We start from the raw sequence: 13,347 nt of genomic DNA, 5'->3' as shown, positions 1-13,347 counted from the left end.
GGTCAGATACACTTAAAATAATCGAAGGGTTCCAGACAGTCGGTGCAGCGCCATTGCGCCTTGCAGGGGGTCGATCCGAACTGGCTGATCTTTTCCAGATGCGTTGATTGGCAACGGGGGCAGCGTTCGGGGCCACCTGCGGGTTGGGGCGGGGCAATGCCGTAGCTTTCCAGCTTGGCACGGCCTGCGTCGGTCATCCAGTCAGAGGTCCAGGCAGGCGAAAGTTGCCGCTTTAGAGCCAGTTTTTCGATCCCGTGCCCGCGCAATGCCGTTTCGATATCAAGGTTGATGATCGTCGTCGCGGGGCAGCCGGAGTAGGTCGGCGTCACCGTGACCTCTAGCGTGTCATCCTGCCATTGCACATCGCGGATGATCCCCAGGTCGGTCAGCGAGATTACCGGAATCTCGGGGTCCGGCACGGCGTGAAGCCAGCCCCAAACAGTCTCTAACGAAGGCTTTTCGACTACCATGTCGCATCCGGGTAGGCGCGTTGCAGCCATTGCATCTGCGTCAGCATATGCCCCAGATGTTCCGAATGGCGTTTACCGGATTTGCCGCCGCGATGCCCGAAATCGCTCTCGGGCCGTATTAGCGTGGCGGCGGTGAAGACATCGTTCACCAAGGTATCATAGGCGGGGCGCAGGGAGGCAGGATCGGGCGCGATGCCTGCTGAGACCATAGCCTCGTCCACAGCGTCCGCGACGAACATTTCCCCGACATAGGGCCACAACAGGTCCAGCGCGTTCTGCATGCGGCGGTGGCTTTCCTCGGTCCCGTCGCCAAGGCCGATCACCGTGTCTGTCGCGCGCTCCAGATGGTAGGTCACCTCTTTGCTCGCCTTTTCCGCGATGGCGGCGATCTGTGCATCGCTGCTTTCCATCAGGGCGGTCAGCTGCGACAGGTGCCATGCGTCAAACAGGAACTGGCGCATGATCGTCTGGCCGAAATCGCCGTTGGGCTGTTCGACCAACAACAGATTGCGGAAATCCCAGACGTCACGGTGAAAGGCAAGCCGATCCGCATCGCGACCCGCGTCTTCGACCTTACCCGCCAGATCCAGCCAAAGCGTGGTCTGGCCGATCAGATCCAGCGCGGTATTCGCCAGCGCGATGTCTTCCTCCAGCACGGGGGCGTGGCCGCACCATTCCGAAACGCGGTGTCCCAGAACAAGGGTGTTATCCCCCATCCGGCATAGAAATTCGAACAAATCGCCTTTGTTAGGGTCTATATTTGCCGTGCTCACATCGCCCCCACTTCGTCTGGAATGTCAAAGAAGGTGGGGTGGCGGTAGACTTTGTCGTTGGCGGGCTCGTACAGCGGGCCTTTTTCCTCGGGCGAGGAGGCGGCGATATGCGCGGCCTCGACGACCCAGATGCTCACGCCTTCGTTGCGGCGCGTATAAACATCGCGGGCATTCTTGATCGCCATTTCGGCGTCAGCGGCGTGAAGCGACCCGACGTGGCGATGGCTCAGCCCGTGCTGACCGCGAATGAAAATCTCGAACAGGGGCCATTCGTCGGCGCGCGCCTTGCCGTGGTCGACCGCTTGGGTGCCGGGGTAGGGTTTTGCTTCTGGGCTGCTCATCTTGCTTACTCCGCTGCCAGTTTCGCGGCGCGTTTCTTCGCCGCATGTGCCATCAAACCGTCCCGCACCCACGCGCCGTCGTCCCACGCCTTGTTGCGCGCGGCGAGCCGTTCGGTATTGCAGGGGCCATTGCCCTTGAGCACGTCAAAGAATTCGTCCCAATCGGGCTGGGTAAAGTCGTAATGCCCGCGTTCCTCGTTCCATTTCAGATCGGGGTCGGGAACGGTGAGGCCCAGATATTCGGCCTGCGGGACACATTCATCAACGAACTTCTGACGCAGTTCGTCGTTGGAGTTCATCTTGATCTTCCACGCCATCGATTGCGCCGAATGGACAGAGTTTTCGTCCGACGGGCCAAACATCATCAGCGCAGGCCCCCAGAAGCGGTTCAGCGCGTCCTGCGCCATCTTGCGCTGCGCGTCTGTGCCCTTCGCCATCTTCATCATGATGTCGTAGCCTTGGCGCTGGTGGAACGATTCTTCTTTGCAGATACGCACCATCGCGCGGGCATAGGGGCCGTAGGATGTGCGTTGCAGGGGCACCTGGTTCATGATCGCGGCCCCATCCACGAGCCAGCCGACAGCCCCCATATCGGCCCATGTCAGGGTCGGATAATTGAAGATAGAGCTGTATTTCATTTTGCCCGACAGAAGGTCGCGGGTCAGCTGGTCACGGCTGACCCCCAGTGTTTCGGCCGCGCAATAGAGATACAGACCGTGGCCAGCCTCGTCCTGCACCTTGGCCAGAAGGATCGCCTTACGCTCCAACGTCGGGGCGCGGGTGATCCAGTTGCCTTCTGGCAACTGGCCCACGATTTCCGAATGCGCGTGCTGGCCGATCTGCCGGATCAGGTTCTTGCGATACCCCTCCGGCATCCAGTCTTTCGGTTCGATCTTGCCGCCCGCATTTATCCGTTCCTGAAAGGCGCGTTCCTGCGGATCCATCTCTTCGAGAGATTTGACACCTTGGCCGGTGGATTTGATCATCTGTGCATACATCGTTCAGATCCTTTCAGGGGGATAATTGCGTTAAGCGCGTTCGAGGATGATGGCGACGCCTTGGCCGACGCCGACACACATGGTGCACAGCGCATAGCGGCCGCCTGTGCGTTTCAACTGCAGGGCTGCGGTCATCACCAGACGGGCACCGGACATCCCCAGCGGGTGACCGATGGCAATCGCGCCGCCGTTGGCATTCACATGAGGCGCATCATCCGCCACGCCAAGCGCGCGCAATGTGGCGATCCCTTGTGATGCGAATGCCTCGTTCAGCTCGATCACGTCCATCTGGTCGATGGTTAGACCTGCGCGGGCGAGCACTTTCTGGCTGGCAGGAACAGGGCCGATCCCCATGACGCGCGGTTCAACACCGGCGGCAGAGATCCCAACGACGCGTGCCATCGGGGTCAGCCCGTGCTGCGACGCCGCCGCCTCAGAGGCCATCAGCATCGCCGCCGCGCCGTCGTTGACGCCAGAGGCATTGCCCGCGGTCACGGTCAGGTCGGGGCCGTTGATCGGGCGCAGCTTGGTCAGCGCTTCGATCGTGGTGCCGGGGCGGGGGTGTTCGTCGCGGTCAAAGACAATCGGGTCGCCCTTGCGCTGCGGGATCGACACGGGGGTGATCTCGTCCGCGAAAACACCGGCCTTGTCCGCGGCTTCCCAGCGGTCCTGGCTGCGCTTGGCAAAGGCGTCCTGATCTTCGCGGCTGATATCATAATCCGTAGCCACGTTGTCGCCGGTTTCGGGCATGGATTCGACGCCGTATTGCGCCTTCATCTTGGGGTTCACAAAGCGCCAGCCAATGGTGGTGTCATAGACAGCGTTGTTGCGCGAGAAGGCGGTTTCCGCCTTGGGCATCACGAAAGGCGCGCGGGTCATGCTTTCGACGCCGCCGGCAATCGCCAGATCCATGTCGCCTGCCTTGATCGCGCGGGCCGCGACGCCGACCGCATCCATGCCAGAGGCACACAGACGGTTGATCGTTGCACCGGGCACATCGACCGGCAGGCCGGCCAGCAGGGCCGCCATACGGGCCACGTTACGGTTGTCTTCGCCAGCCTGGTTGGCACAGCCAAAGATCACGTCATCGATTTTGGACCAATCCAGATCAGGATTGCGGGCCATCAGTGCGGCAATCGGTGCCGCTGCCAGATCATCGGCGCGGACCGATGACAATGCGCCGCCAAAGCGGCCGATGGGTGTGCGCTGCGCGTCACAAATAAAAGCGTCCATGAAAGTCTCCCTTGGTTGACGAGCGTAGGGATAGTCGCGATTCGACGCAACTTAAATGTTACCTGACATTTTTCAGTTTACATATTTTGTAACATAAGGGCGGGCAGGATAACGCGCAAGGAGGTCTGTTCGGGCCGCTTGGGCAAAGCGCGCAACCTTCCCCCGCAGGAGCGCTGGAACAGGGGTGGAAACCCCGTTAAAACAATGCGCAAGATGCGCCCCAGACTGATTTGACCCGAACGGACCTGACCCATGCATAGTGTGACCCTTCTAACCTCTCCTCAACGCCCGCAGCTTGAGGCGTCGTTGGTCGATGCCGTGCGCAACGCATGGGGCGGCGGGGATGCGGTCTGGCTTGCTCCGGACGAGGCGGCGGGCTTTGACATGAAGCGGATGCCGGGCAATCGCTGGGATGTCTGGGCCGAATGTCAGGGGATGGGGGTTGATCTGGTGATCACCCCGTCGGAAGGCCGCCGCAAGAAGATGCTGCTGGCGGATATGGACAGCACCATGATCCAGCAGGAGTGTATCGACGAGCTGGCAGATGAAGCCGGGGTCGGGGACCGCGTGAAAGATATCACCGCCCGCGCCATGAACGGAGAGCTTGATTTCAACGCCGCCCTGCGCGAACGGGTTGGTCTGTTAAAGGGGTTGGACGAGGCGGTGATCACCCGCGTGCTGGCCGAACGGATCACCCATATGCCCGGCGGCAAGACCCTGATCGCCACGATGAAGGCAAATGGTGCCTATGCGGCGCTTGTGTCGGGCGGTTTCACGGCGTTCACCGCCGCCGTGGCAGAGGCGCTTGGCTTTGACGAGAACCGCGCGAATACGCTGATCGCATCGGATGGCGTGCTGACCGGCGACGTCGGCGTGCCGATCCTGGGCAAACAGGCCAAGGTCGATGCGCTGGAACAGATCACCGCGCGGCTGGGGCTGTCAGAGGACGACGTGATCGCCGTGGGCGACGGGGCAAACGATCTGGGCATGCTGGCGCGTGCGGGCATGGGCGTGGCGCTGCACGCCAAGCCCGCCGTGGCGGCGGAATGTGACGTGCGGATCAACTTTGGCGATCTGACGGCGCTGCTTTATGTGCAGGGGTACGCCAAGGACGAATTCGTCATCTAGGCTCGCAAGCTGCATGGGGCGCTGCCCCATACCCCGGGATTTTAAAACATTTGGAAGCGGCGTTACGCAAAGCCAGCGGCAGGTTTGAGCGTGCCCGTGATGATGCCGCGCCGGTTTTCTATCGGGGCATTGCGGTATTTCAACGCTTCGGGGTGGTTCGGGTCGAGCGCGCCGAGTTTGACCAGAACCGAGGTGATCGCGCATTCGGCCGCGCGTTTGGTGCCACAGGCCGCCTTGAGAGCCACGCCGATGTTCTGATCCGGCAGGATTGCGATGAAGAACCCCTCTGCCCCGGTTTTGAGCGCGACCTTGCCGTTCATCGCGCGCATCAGATTGGTGCAGGCGCGGGTCTCGCCGGCGACAAGGTCGGGGTGTAGGCGCATGGCCTGATGCAGCCGCGCCTCGGCCGACCCGTCGGGAGCAGCGGCGAAATGCGCCATGGCGCGGGCCATACCGTGTAGCGTGGTTGCAAAATTCGGGACAGAGCAGCCGTCGATCCCGAAGCCGGGCGAGGTGGTGCCGGTCACACGCTCGAACGCCTCGAGACAGGCGCGTTGCACGGGGTGGTCCGGCTTTTCGTAATCCGCACCGCCGCCCATATGGGTGTTTACGGTCAGGAAGCCTGCGTGTTTGCCGGAACATTCATGGTGGATCTGGCAAGGCTGCGTGCCGGGACACACCAGCGCATTGCGCGCTGCCTCGTCACCGGGAACTGCCGTGCCGCAGCGAAAGGCGCGGTCGTCCAGCCCCAACGTCTTGAGCCAGTCAGAAATGATGCCCACATGCAGATCCGCCGCCTGATGGGACGCGCAGGCCAGCGCCAGATGTTGGGGCCCAAGGCCATAGGCATCTGCGGCACCGGACTGGATCAGGGGCAGCGCCTGGATCATCTTGGCAGAGGAGCGCGGCAGGATCACCGTGTCGGGATCGCCCCAAGCCTGCAGGATCTGACCGCTGCTGTCACAGACCACCGCATGACCCGAATGCACGCTTTCCAGAAACGGACCACGCCAGATTTCAGCAAAGGGGGCTGCTTGGGTCATGAATTATCCTTTTCGTTGGCGAATTCCTGCCAATCAGGGTTTCGTGTGTCGCCTGTTTGCCGTTATTATGCTTGTTGACGAGAGAAATACAGTTCCTTTGATCAAGAGCGCCTCCCGAAGGGCTGCCATTGGGGAATTGTGGTGATGTTGAGGTTAATGGCGGCTGGAGGCCCAGGTAGATGATGAACTTTAGGACGATTGGTTTTGCGGCGGCGCTGGCGGGTCTGAGCGCAGGCAGCGTTTTCGCGCAAGCGCAAAGCACGAACCGCGTGGCAGCAGAGACGGACTGGAGCGTATTCGTCGAAGACAACCCGACCGAATGCTGGGGCGTGTCCACGCCGAAAGAATCCGTAAACTCCCGCGATGGTCGCGTTGTGGCGGTGAACCGTGGCCAGACCCTGCTGATGGTCTTTTACCGTCCAAGCGCGGGGGCCAAGGGGCAGGTGGCCTTTACCGGCGGCTACCCCTTTGCTTCGGGGTCGACGGTCAACATGAACATCGGCGGCACCACGTTCGAGCTGTTCACCGAAGGCGAATGGGCCTGGCCTGCGACCACCGATGACGACAACAAGATCATCGCCGCGATGAAACGTGGCGCGGATGCAAAGCTGACGGGCCGTTCCGGGCGTGGGACACAGACCGAGGACACGTTCTCGCTTCTGGGGTTCACAGCTGCGGTTGAAGATGCGGCCAAACGCTGCGGCGGCTAGGTATTTCCGCCTGAACTGATCGCAAAGCCCTGCCATTGGCGGGGCTTTTTCATACCACGGTTTGGGCCAAGGGTTTGGTCGATAAAGCGGCCATGACGGGCGAAGCTATGCACTCAGCCCGGCCCAGCAATGCGGCGTTTCCTTTTGATTTAGGGAAAAATCCCTATATAGAGCGCTCAAACCCCTGCACACCGGAGAATCCCCATGTCTGCGACCGCGCCGATTACTCAAGATGTCATGACCATTCCGCGTAAGCAGGCGGAGGGGCCGGTGAACCTTGTCGGGTTGACCCGTGATGCCATGCGCGCCGCGTTGATCGCGGAAGGCACGCCGGAGAAACAGGCGAAGATGCGTGTGGGGCAGATCTGGCAGTGGATCTATCAATGGGGCACCCGCGATTTTGCCGATATGACCAACCTGTCGAAAGCCTTCCGTGCCGAGCTGGCCGAGAAGTTCGTGATCGAGGTGCCCGAGGTCGTGACCAAACAGGTGTCCGAAGACGGTACGCGCAAATATCTGGTGCGCATTGCGGGCGGCCATGAGGTCGAGGTGGTCTATATCCCCGAAGAGGGGCGCGGCACCTTGTGCGTCAGCTCTCAGGTCGGCTGCACGCTGACCTGTTCCTTTTGTCATACCGGCACGCAAAAGCTGGTGCGCAACCTGACCGCGGCCGAGATTATCGGGCAGGTGATGGTGGCGCGGGATGATCTGGGCGAATGGCCCGTGCCCGGTACGCTGACCGATGCGCCGCGGCTGTTGTCCAACATCGTGCTGATGGGCATGGGCGAGCCGCTTTATAACTTCGAGAATGTGCGCGACGCGATGAAGATTGCGATGGACCCCGAGGGGATCCAGCTGTCGCGCCGCCGGATCACCTTGTCGACCTCCGGTGTTGTGCCAGAGATCGCGCGCACCGCCGAAGAGATTGGCTGCCAACTGGCTGTATCTTTCCACGCCACCACGGACGAGGTGCGCGACAAGCTGGTGCCGATCAATAAACGCTGGAACATCGCCGAGCTGATAGAGGCGCTGCGGGCCTACCCCAAAGTCAGCAACTCTGAACGGATCACCTTTGAATATGTCATGCTGGATGGTGTGAACGATTCAGACGCTGATGCGCATCGTCTGATTGAATTGATCCGCGGTATCCCCGCCAAGATCAACCTGATCCCTTTCAACGAATGGCCCGGCGCGCCGTATAAGCGGTCGTCGAACAACCGCATCCGCGCGTTCTCCGAGATCGTGTATCAGGCAGGCTACGCCTCGCCCGTGCGTAAACCGCGGGGTGAAGATATCATGGCGGCCTGCGGTCAGTTGAAATCGGCGACAGAGCGTGAACGCAAGTCCCGCAAGCAGATCGAGGCTGACGCGGGGATGTAACCGCCCTTAATTCAACGTGAAATCCACGATGCAGCCGTCCCGATTGGGGCGGCTGTTTGCATTTCAAGGCGTTTGATTGTGGCGGGGTCACCCTGAAATGACCTTGGGGCCGCCACAATTAAGCAGAAATTAAGTCATCATCGCCCAGAATATTGTTTCCATCGACAACACAATCAGGAGCGATACTGCGATGACTGTTATTATCAAGAACGACGCCTTTATCACTGCCGATGTACTGGCGCTTGTCACCCGCGAACGCGAAAGCGCCTTGTCCTACCGCGAATGGAAACATCGACTGGCCGGGTATGGTTATGGGGTACGTGACACGGACCACGGGTCCGTTCTGGAAACGCTGCCGCATCACGTTGAGGTCTGTGTGCTTCCGGCCGATCTTTGCGCCTGATCTGACCGGAACCTTTTATTTTGAACGCCCGGGGACTTCCTCTCGGGCGGGGGCTGTATCCCAGTTCTCGATCAGCCTCATCGCCTCGTCGGCGGTTTCAACGAATTGGAACAGGTCCAGATCCTGATCAGAGATCGTGCCCGCGTCAGCCAGCGCATCCCAGTTGATGATCTTTTCCCAGAAGGCACGGCCGAACAGCAGGAACGGCACACGGCTCATCCGGCCTGTCTGGATCAGGGTCAGCGTCTCGAACATTTCGTCCAGCGTGCCAAAGCCGCCGGGGAAAACACAGATCGCCCGCGCGCGCATCAGGAAATGCATCTTGCGGATCGCGAAGTAGTGAAAGTTAAAGCACAGCTCCGGTGTGACATATTCATTCGGGGCCTGTTCGAAGGGTAGAACGATGTTCAGCCCGATAGATTGCCCGCCGGCGTCGACGGCACCGCGGTTGCCTGCCTCCATCACGCCGGGGCCACCGCCAGTGACGATCACGTTGTCTTGCCCGTCACTCTCCATCGATTTCAGCGTCATCAGCCGCGCGAATTCGCGGGCCTCGTCATAGAAATGCGAAAGATCGGCCAGTGTCTTGGTGCGGGCCTTGTCTTTATGGGCAGGGGCGGGAATACGCGCGCCGCCGAACAGGACGATGGTGGATTTCACACCATGGGCGTCCAGCTCCATCTCGGGCTTGAGCAATTCCAGTTGCAGCCGGACGGGGCGCAACTCCTGACGGCACATGAAGTCGTCATCGGTAAAGGCCAGCCGGTATGCCGGGGCGCGCGTTTGCGGCGTGTCGGGTACATCCTGCGCGGTGGCGCGGTCGTCGCCGGCCTTGCGCAAGGGGTGGCGTTTGGATTCGGTCATCATACTCTCCGGTCTGTGCGGGCGACGGGCGCCCTTTGCTGCAACATGCCTGCCTTTGCCGCAAATGACCACGCCATCGGACATCATTGCACCACAGCCCCGACGACTGTATAGCCAAGCGCAACATTTGACCCTCATTCGCCGGAGCTACACCCATGTCGAACGCCCAACTTGAAACCGCCATCGAAGCCGCCTGGGACGCCCGTGACACGATCACTTCGGCCACCACCGGCGAAACACGTGACGCGATCGAAGACACGCTGGCCGCGCTGGACAGCGGCAAGCTGCGCGTTGCCGAAAAGATGGAGAACGGCGACTGGCATGTGAACCAATGGGCCAAGAAAGCGGTCCTGCTGGGCTTCCGCATCAAGGATATGGAACAGCAAGACGGCGGCCCGCAGGGCAGCGGCTGGTGGGACAAGGTCGATAGCAAGTTCAAAGGCTGGAACGATGCCGACTGGAAAGAGGCAGGCTTTCGCGCCGTGCCAAACTGTGTCGTGCGCAAATCGGCCTATATCGCGCCGGGCGTCGTGCTGATGCCGTCCTTTGTGAACATCGGTGCCTATGTCGACAGCGGCACAATGGTTGACACATGGGCGACCGTCGGGTCCTGCGCGCAGATCGGCAAGAACGTTCACCTGTCGGGTGGCGTTGGCATCGGTGGCGTGCTCGAGCCCATGCAGGCTGGCCCGACAATCATCGAAGACAACTGCTTTATCGGTGCGCGTTCCGAGGTGGTCGAAGGCTGTATCGTCCGCGAAGGCTCCGTTCTGGGGATGGGGGTTTACATCGGCCAGTCGACCAAAATCCTCGACCGTGAAACCGGCGAAGTCTTCTATGGCGAAGTGCCCGCGGGGTCGGTCGTTGTGGCGGGGTCCATGCCGTCGAAGAACGGTGTGCACCTTTATTGCGCCGTGATCGTGAAGCGCGTCGACGAAAAGACCCGCTCCAAAACCTCGATCAACGAGCTGCTGCGCGACTAAGGGAACCTTTTCACAGACCTGTGAGTTCACTCTATGAAACAAGATTTATGGAGAATTTGAAATGACAGGTCTGGGTTGGTTCGCAGCAATAATCGTCGGTGGTCTGGCCGGTTGGATCGCGGAAAAGATCATGAAGTCCGATATGGGACTGATCATGAACATTATTCTGGGGATCATTGGCGCGATCGTCGCCAACTTCCTGCTGATGACAATCGTCGGTGCGACCTTGGGTGGCTGGATTGGTCAGCTGGTCGTCGGTGTCATTGGGGCCTGCCTGTTGATTTGGGTCACACGTTTGGTACGCGGACGTAGCTGACCCTTTTCAGACGTCACAGAACACGATAGGGCTGCCGCATCTTAATGCGGTGGCCCTTTTTATGTCTGACCAGAAGAAACCCAAGAAACCGTCGCGCCAGCAGGTCTATACGCTGCTGGTCGAGATTGGCCGCAAAGAGGGCGACGGCCTGCCGGACAAGGCGACGGGCGCTGCGCTGATGTGCTTTGCCTCGGGTATCGACGAAGCCGAAGCCGTGCGCGAGACGGTCGCCATCCTGAAACAGGCCGATACCAACCCGTTGGACGTGACCGGATACGGCACGATTGCCGACCGCGAGGCCGAAGGCCACGAGATTGACGAAGACGAACGGGCCTTGATGGCGCGGGCGCTGGATGAAAACTCTGTCATTATTGCGCAGATGACGCCTTTCTTCGACTAAGGTTCCTGCGCGACTTTGCAGCGCTGGCGTGGGCTATGTGGCTCACCGCTTTGTGTATTTCCGCGCTGCCCCTTGGCTTTGGTGCATTTTCCCCACAAATGTAGGGCAACACCGCGACACACGCCGAAGGAGCCCTCATATGTCCAGCATCGATCCCGTAGACCTGACCGCCAAACTGGTGCGTTGCCCGTCGGTCACCCCCGCAGACGGGGGCGCGCAAGAGGTGCTGTTCGATCTGCTGACCGAGGCGGGGTTTGATTGTGCCTGGGCGGACCGTGGCGGGATCAAGAACCTCTTTGCGCGTTGGGGCAACAGGGGTAACACCCGCAGCTTTGGCTTTAACGGTCACACCGATGTCGTGCCCATCGGGAACGAGGCCGATTGGACGATGCCGCCTTTTGGCGCAGAGATCAAAGACGGCATCATGTACGGGCGCGGCACCACCGATATGAAATCCGGTGTGGCAGCCTTTACCGCCGCGGCCATCGACTTTGTCCGCGACACGCCCCCGGATGGGTCCATCGTGCTGGCAATCACCGGTGACGAGGAAGCCGAAGGCATCGACGGCACCCGCGCCTTGCTGGATTACATGCAAGAGGCGGGCGAACGAATGGATGTTTGTCTTGTTGGGGAGCCGACATGTCCGAACAAAATGGGCGAGATGATCAAGATCGGGCGACGCGGGTCGCTGAACGCGCATTTTCGCGTGATCGGCAAACAGGGCCATGCGGCCTATCCTCATCGCGCCAATAACCCGATGCCTGCGATGATGCGGCTGATGGATCAGCTTGCCTCGCATCAGCTGGACGAGGGGACGGACCATTTCGATCCCTCCACGCTGGCGATTGTCACCGTCGATACCGGCAACCCCGCGACCAACGTGATCCCCGCTGAAACCCGCGCGACGGTGAATATTCGTTTTAACGACAAGCATTCGGGCGCTAGCCTGACCACTTGGCTGGAGGAACAGGCCGCCGCGATCCGCGACAGTTTCGGCGTGCAGGTCGAGCTCAAGGTCAAGATTTCGGGCGAGAGCTTTATCACGCCACCGGGTGAGCTGTCTGATCTGGTGTCCAAAGCGGTGCAGGCAGAGACGGGGGTGACGCCTGAGCTGTCCACCTCTGGCGGGACGTCGGATGCGCGGTTCATGAAGCACCATTGCCCTGTGGTTGAATTCGGGCTGGTTGGTCAGTCCATGCACGAGGTCGATGAAAACGTCGAGGTGGCGCAGATCCACCAGCTCAAATCCATCTATACCCGCATCCTGAAGGACTATTTCGCATGACCGCCCATATCGCCGTGACCGAAGACCTCGCCAGCTGTCACCTGCTGCGCCGGATCGTCTTTATCGAAGAGCAGAACGTGTCGGAAGCCGATGAAATGGACGACCGCGATGACGACGCGACGCATTTCCTTGCCACCGAGGAAGAGCTGCCGATCGGCTCTGCGCGGATGCATATCAAGGGTGATACGGCCAAGATCGGGCGCGTATGTGTGATCAAATCCCACCGCGGTACGGGGCTTGGCGCGGCGCTGATCCGCGCGGCGGTAGACGAGGCGCGCAAGGATCCTGCCGTGCGCTTCGTGAAGCTCGGCGCGCAGTTGCATGCTTTGGGGTTCTACGAAAAGCTGGGGTTCGTGGCGCAGGGGCCGGTCTTTGACGACGCCGGCATTGATCACCGCGAGATGGTGCTGTCGTTTTGAACCGCACGCTGGTCATCATGGTGAAAGAGCCGCTGCCGGGGCGGGTCAAGACGCGGCTTGGCCGTGATCTGGGCATGACCGCTGCCGCGTGGTGGTTCCGGCATCAGACCCGCGCGTTGATCCGCCGTGTGCAAGATCCGCGCTGGCAGGTGGTGCTGGCGGTCGCGCCGGATCGGGCGGGGCTGTCCAGCCGTGTCTGGCCCGCGCATCTGCCGCGCTGGCCACAGGGGCGCGGTGATCTGGGCGACCGTATGGGCCGTATGCTGCGTTCTGCGCCCGCGGGGCCGGTCTGTGTCATCGGGGCGGATATTCCGGGTGTGACCGCGGCGCGGGTGGCCGATGCGTTTTGCGCGCTCGGGTCGCATGACGCGGTGTTCGGGCCTGCACCGGACGGGGGCTATTGGCTGGTCGGGCTGAAACGCGCCCGCCCCGTGCCGCCGCGCCTGTTTGAAAACGTCCGCTGGTCCACGGAGCATGCGCTGGCCGATACCGTCGCCACGCTGCCCGATCACCGCATCGCACAGGTCGCCACATTACGGGACGTGGATACAATCGACGATTTGCCCATGACGAAGCGGGGTGCGCGTGCTACCTCGTGAAG

The 13,347-nt window shown here is 61.0% G+C and carries 17 protein-coding genes; 10 read left to right on the top strand and 7 right to left on the bottom strand.

Annotated elements, in window-relative coordinates; all coding sequences use genetic code 11:
* Positions 1 to 2 precede the first annotated feature (2 nt).
* Genes paaD through pcaF form a run of 5 tightly spaced genes read right to left on the bottom strand, consistent with a single transcriptional unit; the run spans position 3 to position 3,815 of the window.
* Complete coding sequence (paaD, locus tag C1J04_RS01275) at positions 3 to 470, bottom strand: 1,2-phenylacetyl-CoA epoxidase subunit PaaD (protein WP_037954009.1); 468 nt, start codon at positions 468 to 470, stop codon at positions 3 to 5.
* Entirely contained in the window at positions 464 to 1,186 is a 723-nt protein-coding gene (paaC, locus tag C1J04_RS01270) for a 1,2-phenylacetyl-CoA epoxidase subunit PaaC (protein ID WP_009825612.1), read from the bottom strand. Before paaC ends, paaD begins: the two co-directional genes overlap by 7 nt.
* Positions 1,187 to 1,239: 53 nt before the next feature.
* Positions 1,240 to 1,584 (bottom strand): 1,2-phenylacetyl-CoA epoxidase subunit PaaB, encoded by a 345-nt coding sequence (paaB, locus tag C1J04_RS01265; protein ID WP_005850550.1) that lies wholly within the window; start codon positions 1,582 to 1,584, stop codon positions 1,240 to 1,242.
* 5 nt (positions 1,585 to 1,589) lie between these two features.
* Positions 1,590 to 2,582 (bottom strand): 1,2-phenylacetyl-CoA epoxidase subunit PaaA, encoded by a 993-nt coding sequence (paaA, locus tag C1J04_RS01260; protein WP_009825611.1) that lies wholly within the window; start codon positions 2,580 to 2,582, stop codon positions 1,590 to 1,592.
* Between the two features lie 30 nt (positions 2,583 to 2,612).
* Positions 2,613 to 3,815 carry a 3-oxoadipyl-CoA thiolase gene (pcaF, locus tag C1J04_RS01255; RefSeq protein ID WP_009825610.1) on the bottom strand — a complete coding sequence of 401 codons (1,203 nt, stop codon included), beginning with the start codon at positions 3,813 to 3,815 and terminating at the stop codon, positions 2,613 to 2,615.
* Positions 3,816 to 4,067: 252 nt separating this feature from the next.
* On the opposite strand from pcaF, the gene serB reads away from it, so the two are divergent.
* The gene (gene serB / locus C1J04_RS01250; RefSeq protein WP_005850546.1) at positions 4,068 to 4,943 is read left to right on the top strand and encodes a phosphoserine phosphatase SerB; all 876 of its coding nucleotides are present in this window, start codon (positions 4,068 to 4,070) and stop codon (positions 4,941 to 4,943) included.
* A 62-nt stretch (positions 4,944 to 5,005) separates the two neighbouring features.
* On the opposite strand, the gene C1J04_RS01245 is transcribed toward serB, so the two are convergent.
* On the bottom strand, positions 5,006 to 5,986 hold the full coding sequence (locus C1J04_RS01245) for an asparaginase (protein WP_009825609.1): 981 nt from the start codon (positions 5,984 to 5,986) through the stop codon (positions 5,006 to 5,008).
* A 179-nt stretch (positions 5,987 to 6,165) separates the two neighbouring features.
* Here C1J04_RS01245 and C1J04_RS01240 point away from each other — a divergent pair, with 179 nt between their 5' ends.
* The 3 genes from C1J04_RS01240 (at position 6,166) to C1J04_RS01230 (ending at position 8,479) form a co-directional block, all read left to right on the top strand.
* Positions 6,166 to 6,696 (top strand): invasion associated locus B family protein, encoded by a 531-nt coding sequence (locus C1J04_RS01240; protein ID WP_009825608.1) that lies wholly within the window; start codon positions 6,166 to 6,168, stop codon positions 6,694 to 6,696.
* A gap of 204 nt (positions 6,697 to 6,900) precedes the next feature.
* A complete protein-coding gene (gene rlmN / locus C1J04_RS01235) occupies positions 6,901 to 8,076 on the top strand; it encodes a 23S rRNA (adenine(2503)-C(2))-methyltransferase RlmN (protein WP_009825607.1) in 1,176 nt (391 codons plus the stop codon).
* 190 nt (positions 8,077 to 8,266) lie between these two features.
* On the top strand, positions 8,267 to 8,479 hold the full coding sequence (locus C1J04_RS01230; protein ID WP_005850541.1) for a hypothetical protein: 213 nt from the start codon (positions 8,267 to 8,269) through the stop codon (positions 8,477 to 8,479).
* Positions 8,480 to 8,494: 15 nt separating this feature from the next.
* On the opposite strand, the gene C1J04_RS01225 is transcribed toward C1J04_RS01230, so the two are convergent.
* Entirely contained in the window at positions 8,495 to 9,346 is an 852-nt protein-coding gene (locus C1J04_RS01225) for a TIGR00730 family Rossman fold protein (protein ID WP_009825606.1), read from the bottom strand.
* A gap of 152 nt (positions 9,347 to 9,498) precedes the next feature.
* On the opposite strand from C1J04_RS01225, the gene dapD reads away from it, so the two are divergent.
* The 6 genes from dapD to C1J04_RS01195 all read left to right on the top strand — a co-directional run bounded on the left by dapD (position 9,499) and on the right by C1J04_RS01195 (position 13,345).
* Positions 9,499 to 10,326 carry a 2,3,4,5-tetrahydropyridine-2,6-dicarboxylate N-succinyltransferase gene (gene dapD, locus C1J04_RS01220; RefSeq protein WP_005850539.1) on the top strand — a complete coding sequence of 276 codons (828 nt, stop codon included), beginning with the start codon at positions 9,499 to 9,501 and terminating at the stop codon, positions 10,324 to 10,326.
* 61 nt (positions 10,327 to 10,387) lie between these two features.
* A complete protein-coding gene (locus C1J04_RS01215) occupies positions 10,388 to 10,642 on the top strand; it encodes a GlsB/YeaQ/YmgE family stress response membrane protein (RefSeq protein WP_005850538.1) in 255 nt (84 codons plus the stop codon).
* 61 nt (positions 10,643 to 10,703) lie between these two features.
* On the top strand, positions 10,704 to 11,042 hold the full coding sequence (locus C1J04_RS01210) for a hypothetical protein (protein WP_005850537.1): 339 nt from the start codon (positions 10,704 to 10,706) through the stop codon (positions 11,040 to 11,042).
* Between the two features lie 139 nt (positions 11,043 to 11,181).
* Positions 11,182 to 12,327 (top strand): succinyl-diaminopimelate desuccinylase, encoded by a 1,146-nt coding sequence (gene dapE, locus C1J04_RS01205; RefSeq protein ID WP_009825604.1) that lies wholly within the window; start codon positions 11,182 to 11,184, stop codon positions 12,325 to 12,327.
* Positions 12,324 to 12,746, top strand: a complete 423-nt coding sequence (locus C1J04_RS01200; protein WP_009825603.1) for a GNAT family N-acetyltransferase — start codon at positions 12,324 to 12,326, stop codon at positions 12,744 to 12,746. Before dapE ends, C1J04_RS01200 begins: the two co-directional genes overlap by 4 nt.
* Positions 12,743 to 13,345 (top strand): TIGR04282 family arsenosugar biosynthesis glycosyltransferase, encoded by a 603-nt coding sequence (locus tag C1J04_RS01195; protein WP_009825602.1) that lies wholly within the window; start codon positions 12,743 to 12,745, stop codon positions 13,343 to 13,345. The genes C1J04_RS01200 and C1J04_RS01195 overlap by 4 nt, the downstream gene beginning before the upstream one ends.
* Positions 13,346 to 13,347: the final 2 nt, after the last annotated feature.

It is taken from the genome of Sulfitobacter sp. SK025, assembly GCF_003352105.1.
In the GTDB taxonomy this organism is placed as follows: domain Bacteria; phylum Pseudomonadota; class Alphaproteobacteria; order Rhodobacterales; family Rhodobacteraceae; genus Sulfitobacter; species Sulfitobacter pontiacus.
The sequence above is the reverse complement of the archived record's forward strand: the minus strand, read 5'-3'. Positions and strand labels throughout refer to the sequence as shown.

Bases quoted from the DNA above. Each gene is read 5' to 3' on its own strand.
- paaD (WP_037954009.1), bottom strand. From the start codon at position 470: ATGGTAGTCGAAAAGCCTTCGTTAGAGACTGTTTGGGGCTGGCTTCAC.
- paaC (WP_009825612.1), bottom strand. From the start codon at position 1,186: ATGGGGGATAACACCCTTGTTCTGGGACACCGCGTTTCGGAATGGTGC.
- paaB (WP_005850550.1), bottom strand. From the start codon at position 1,584: ATGAGCAGCCCAGAAGCAAAACCCTACCCCGGCACCCAAGCGGTCGAC.
- paaA (WP_009825611.1), bottom strand. From the start codon at position 2,582: ATGTATGCACAGATGATCAAATCCACCGGCCAAGGTGTCAAATCTCTC.
- pcaF (WP_009825610.1), bottom strand. From the start codon at position 3,815: ATGGACGCTTTTATTTGTGACGCGCAGCGCACACCCATCGGCCGCTTT.
- serB (WP_005850546.1), top strand. From the start codon at position 4,068: ATGCATAGTGTGACCCTTCTAACCTCTCCTCAACGCCCGCAGCTTGAG.
- C1J04_RS01245 (WP_009825609.1), bottom strand. From the start codon at position 5,986: ATGACCCAAGCAGCCCCCTTTGCTGAAATCTGGCGTGGTCCGTTTCTG.
- C1J04_RS01240 (WP_009825608.1), top strand. From the start codon at position 6,166: ATGATGAACTTTAGGACGATTGGTTTTGCGGCGGCGCTGGCGGGTCTG.
- rlmN (WP_009825607.1), top strand. From the start codon at position 6,901: ATGTCTGCGACCGCGCCGATTACTCAAGATGTCATGACCATTCCGCGT.
- C1J04_RS01230 (WP_005850541.1), top strand. From the start codon at position 8,267: ATGACTGTTATTATCAAGAACGACGCCTTTATCACTGCCGATGTACTG.
- C1J04_RS01225 (WP_009825606.1), bottom strand. From the start codon at position 9,346: ATGATGACCGAATCCAAACGCCACCCCTTGCGCAAGGCCGGCGACGAC.
- dapD (WP_005850539.1), top strand. From the start codon at position 9,499: ATGTCGAACGCCCAACTTGAAACCGCCATCGAAGCCGCCTGGGACGCC.
- C1J04_RS01215 (WP_005850538.1), top strand. From the start codon at position 10,388: ATGACAGGTCTGGGTTGGTTCGCAGCAATAATCGTCGGTGGTCTGGCC.
- C1J04_RS01210 (WP_005850537.1), top strand. From the start codon at position 10,704: ATGTCTGACCAGAAGAAACCCAAGAAACCGTCGCGCCAGCAGGTCTAT.
- dapE (WP_009825604.1), top strand. From the start codon at position 11,182: ATGTCCAGCATCGATCCCGTAGACCTGACCGCCAAACTGGTGCGTTGC.
- C1J04_RS01200 (WP_009825603.1), top strand. From the start codon at position 12,324: ATGACCGCCCATATCGCCGTGACCGAAGACCTCGCCAGCTGTCACCTG.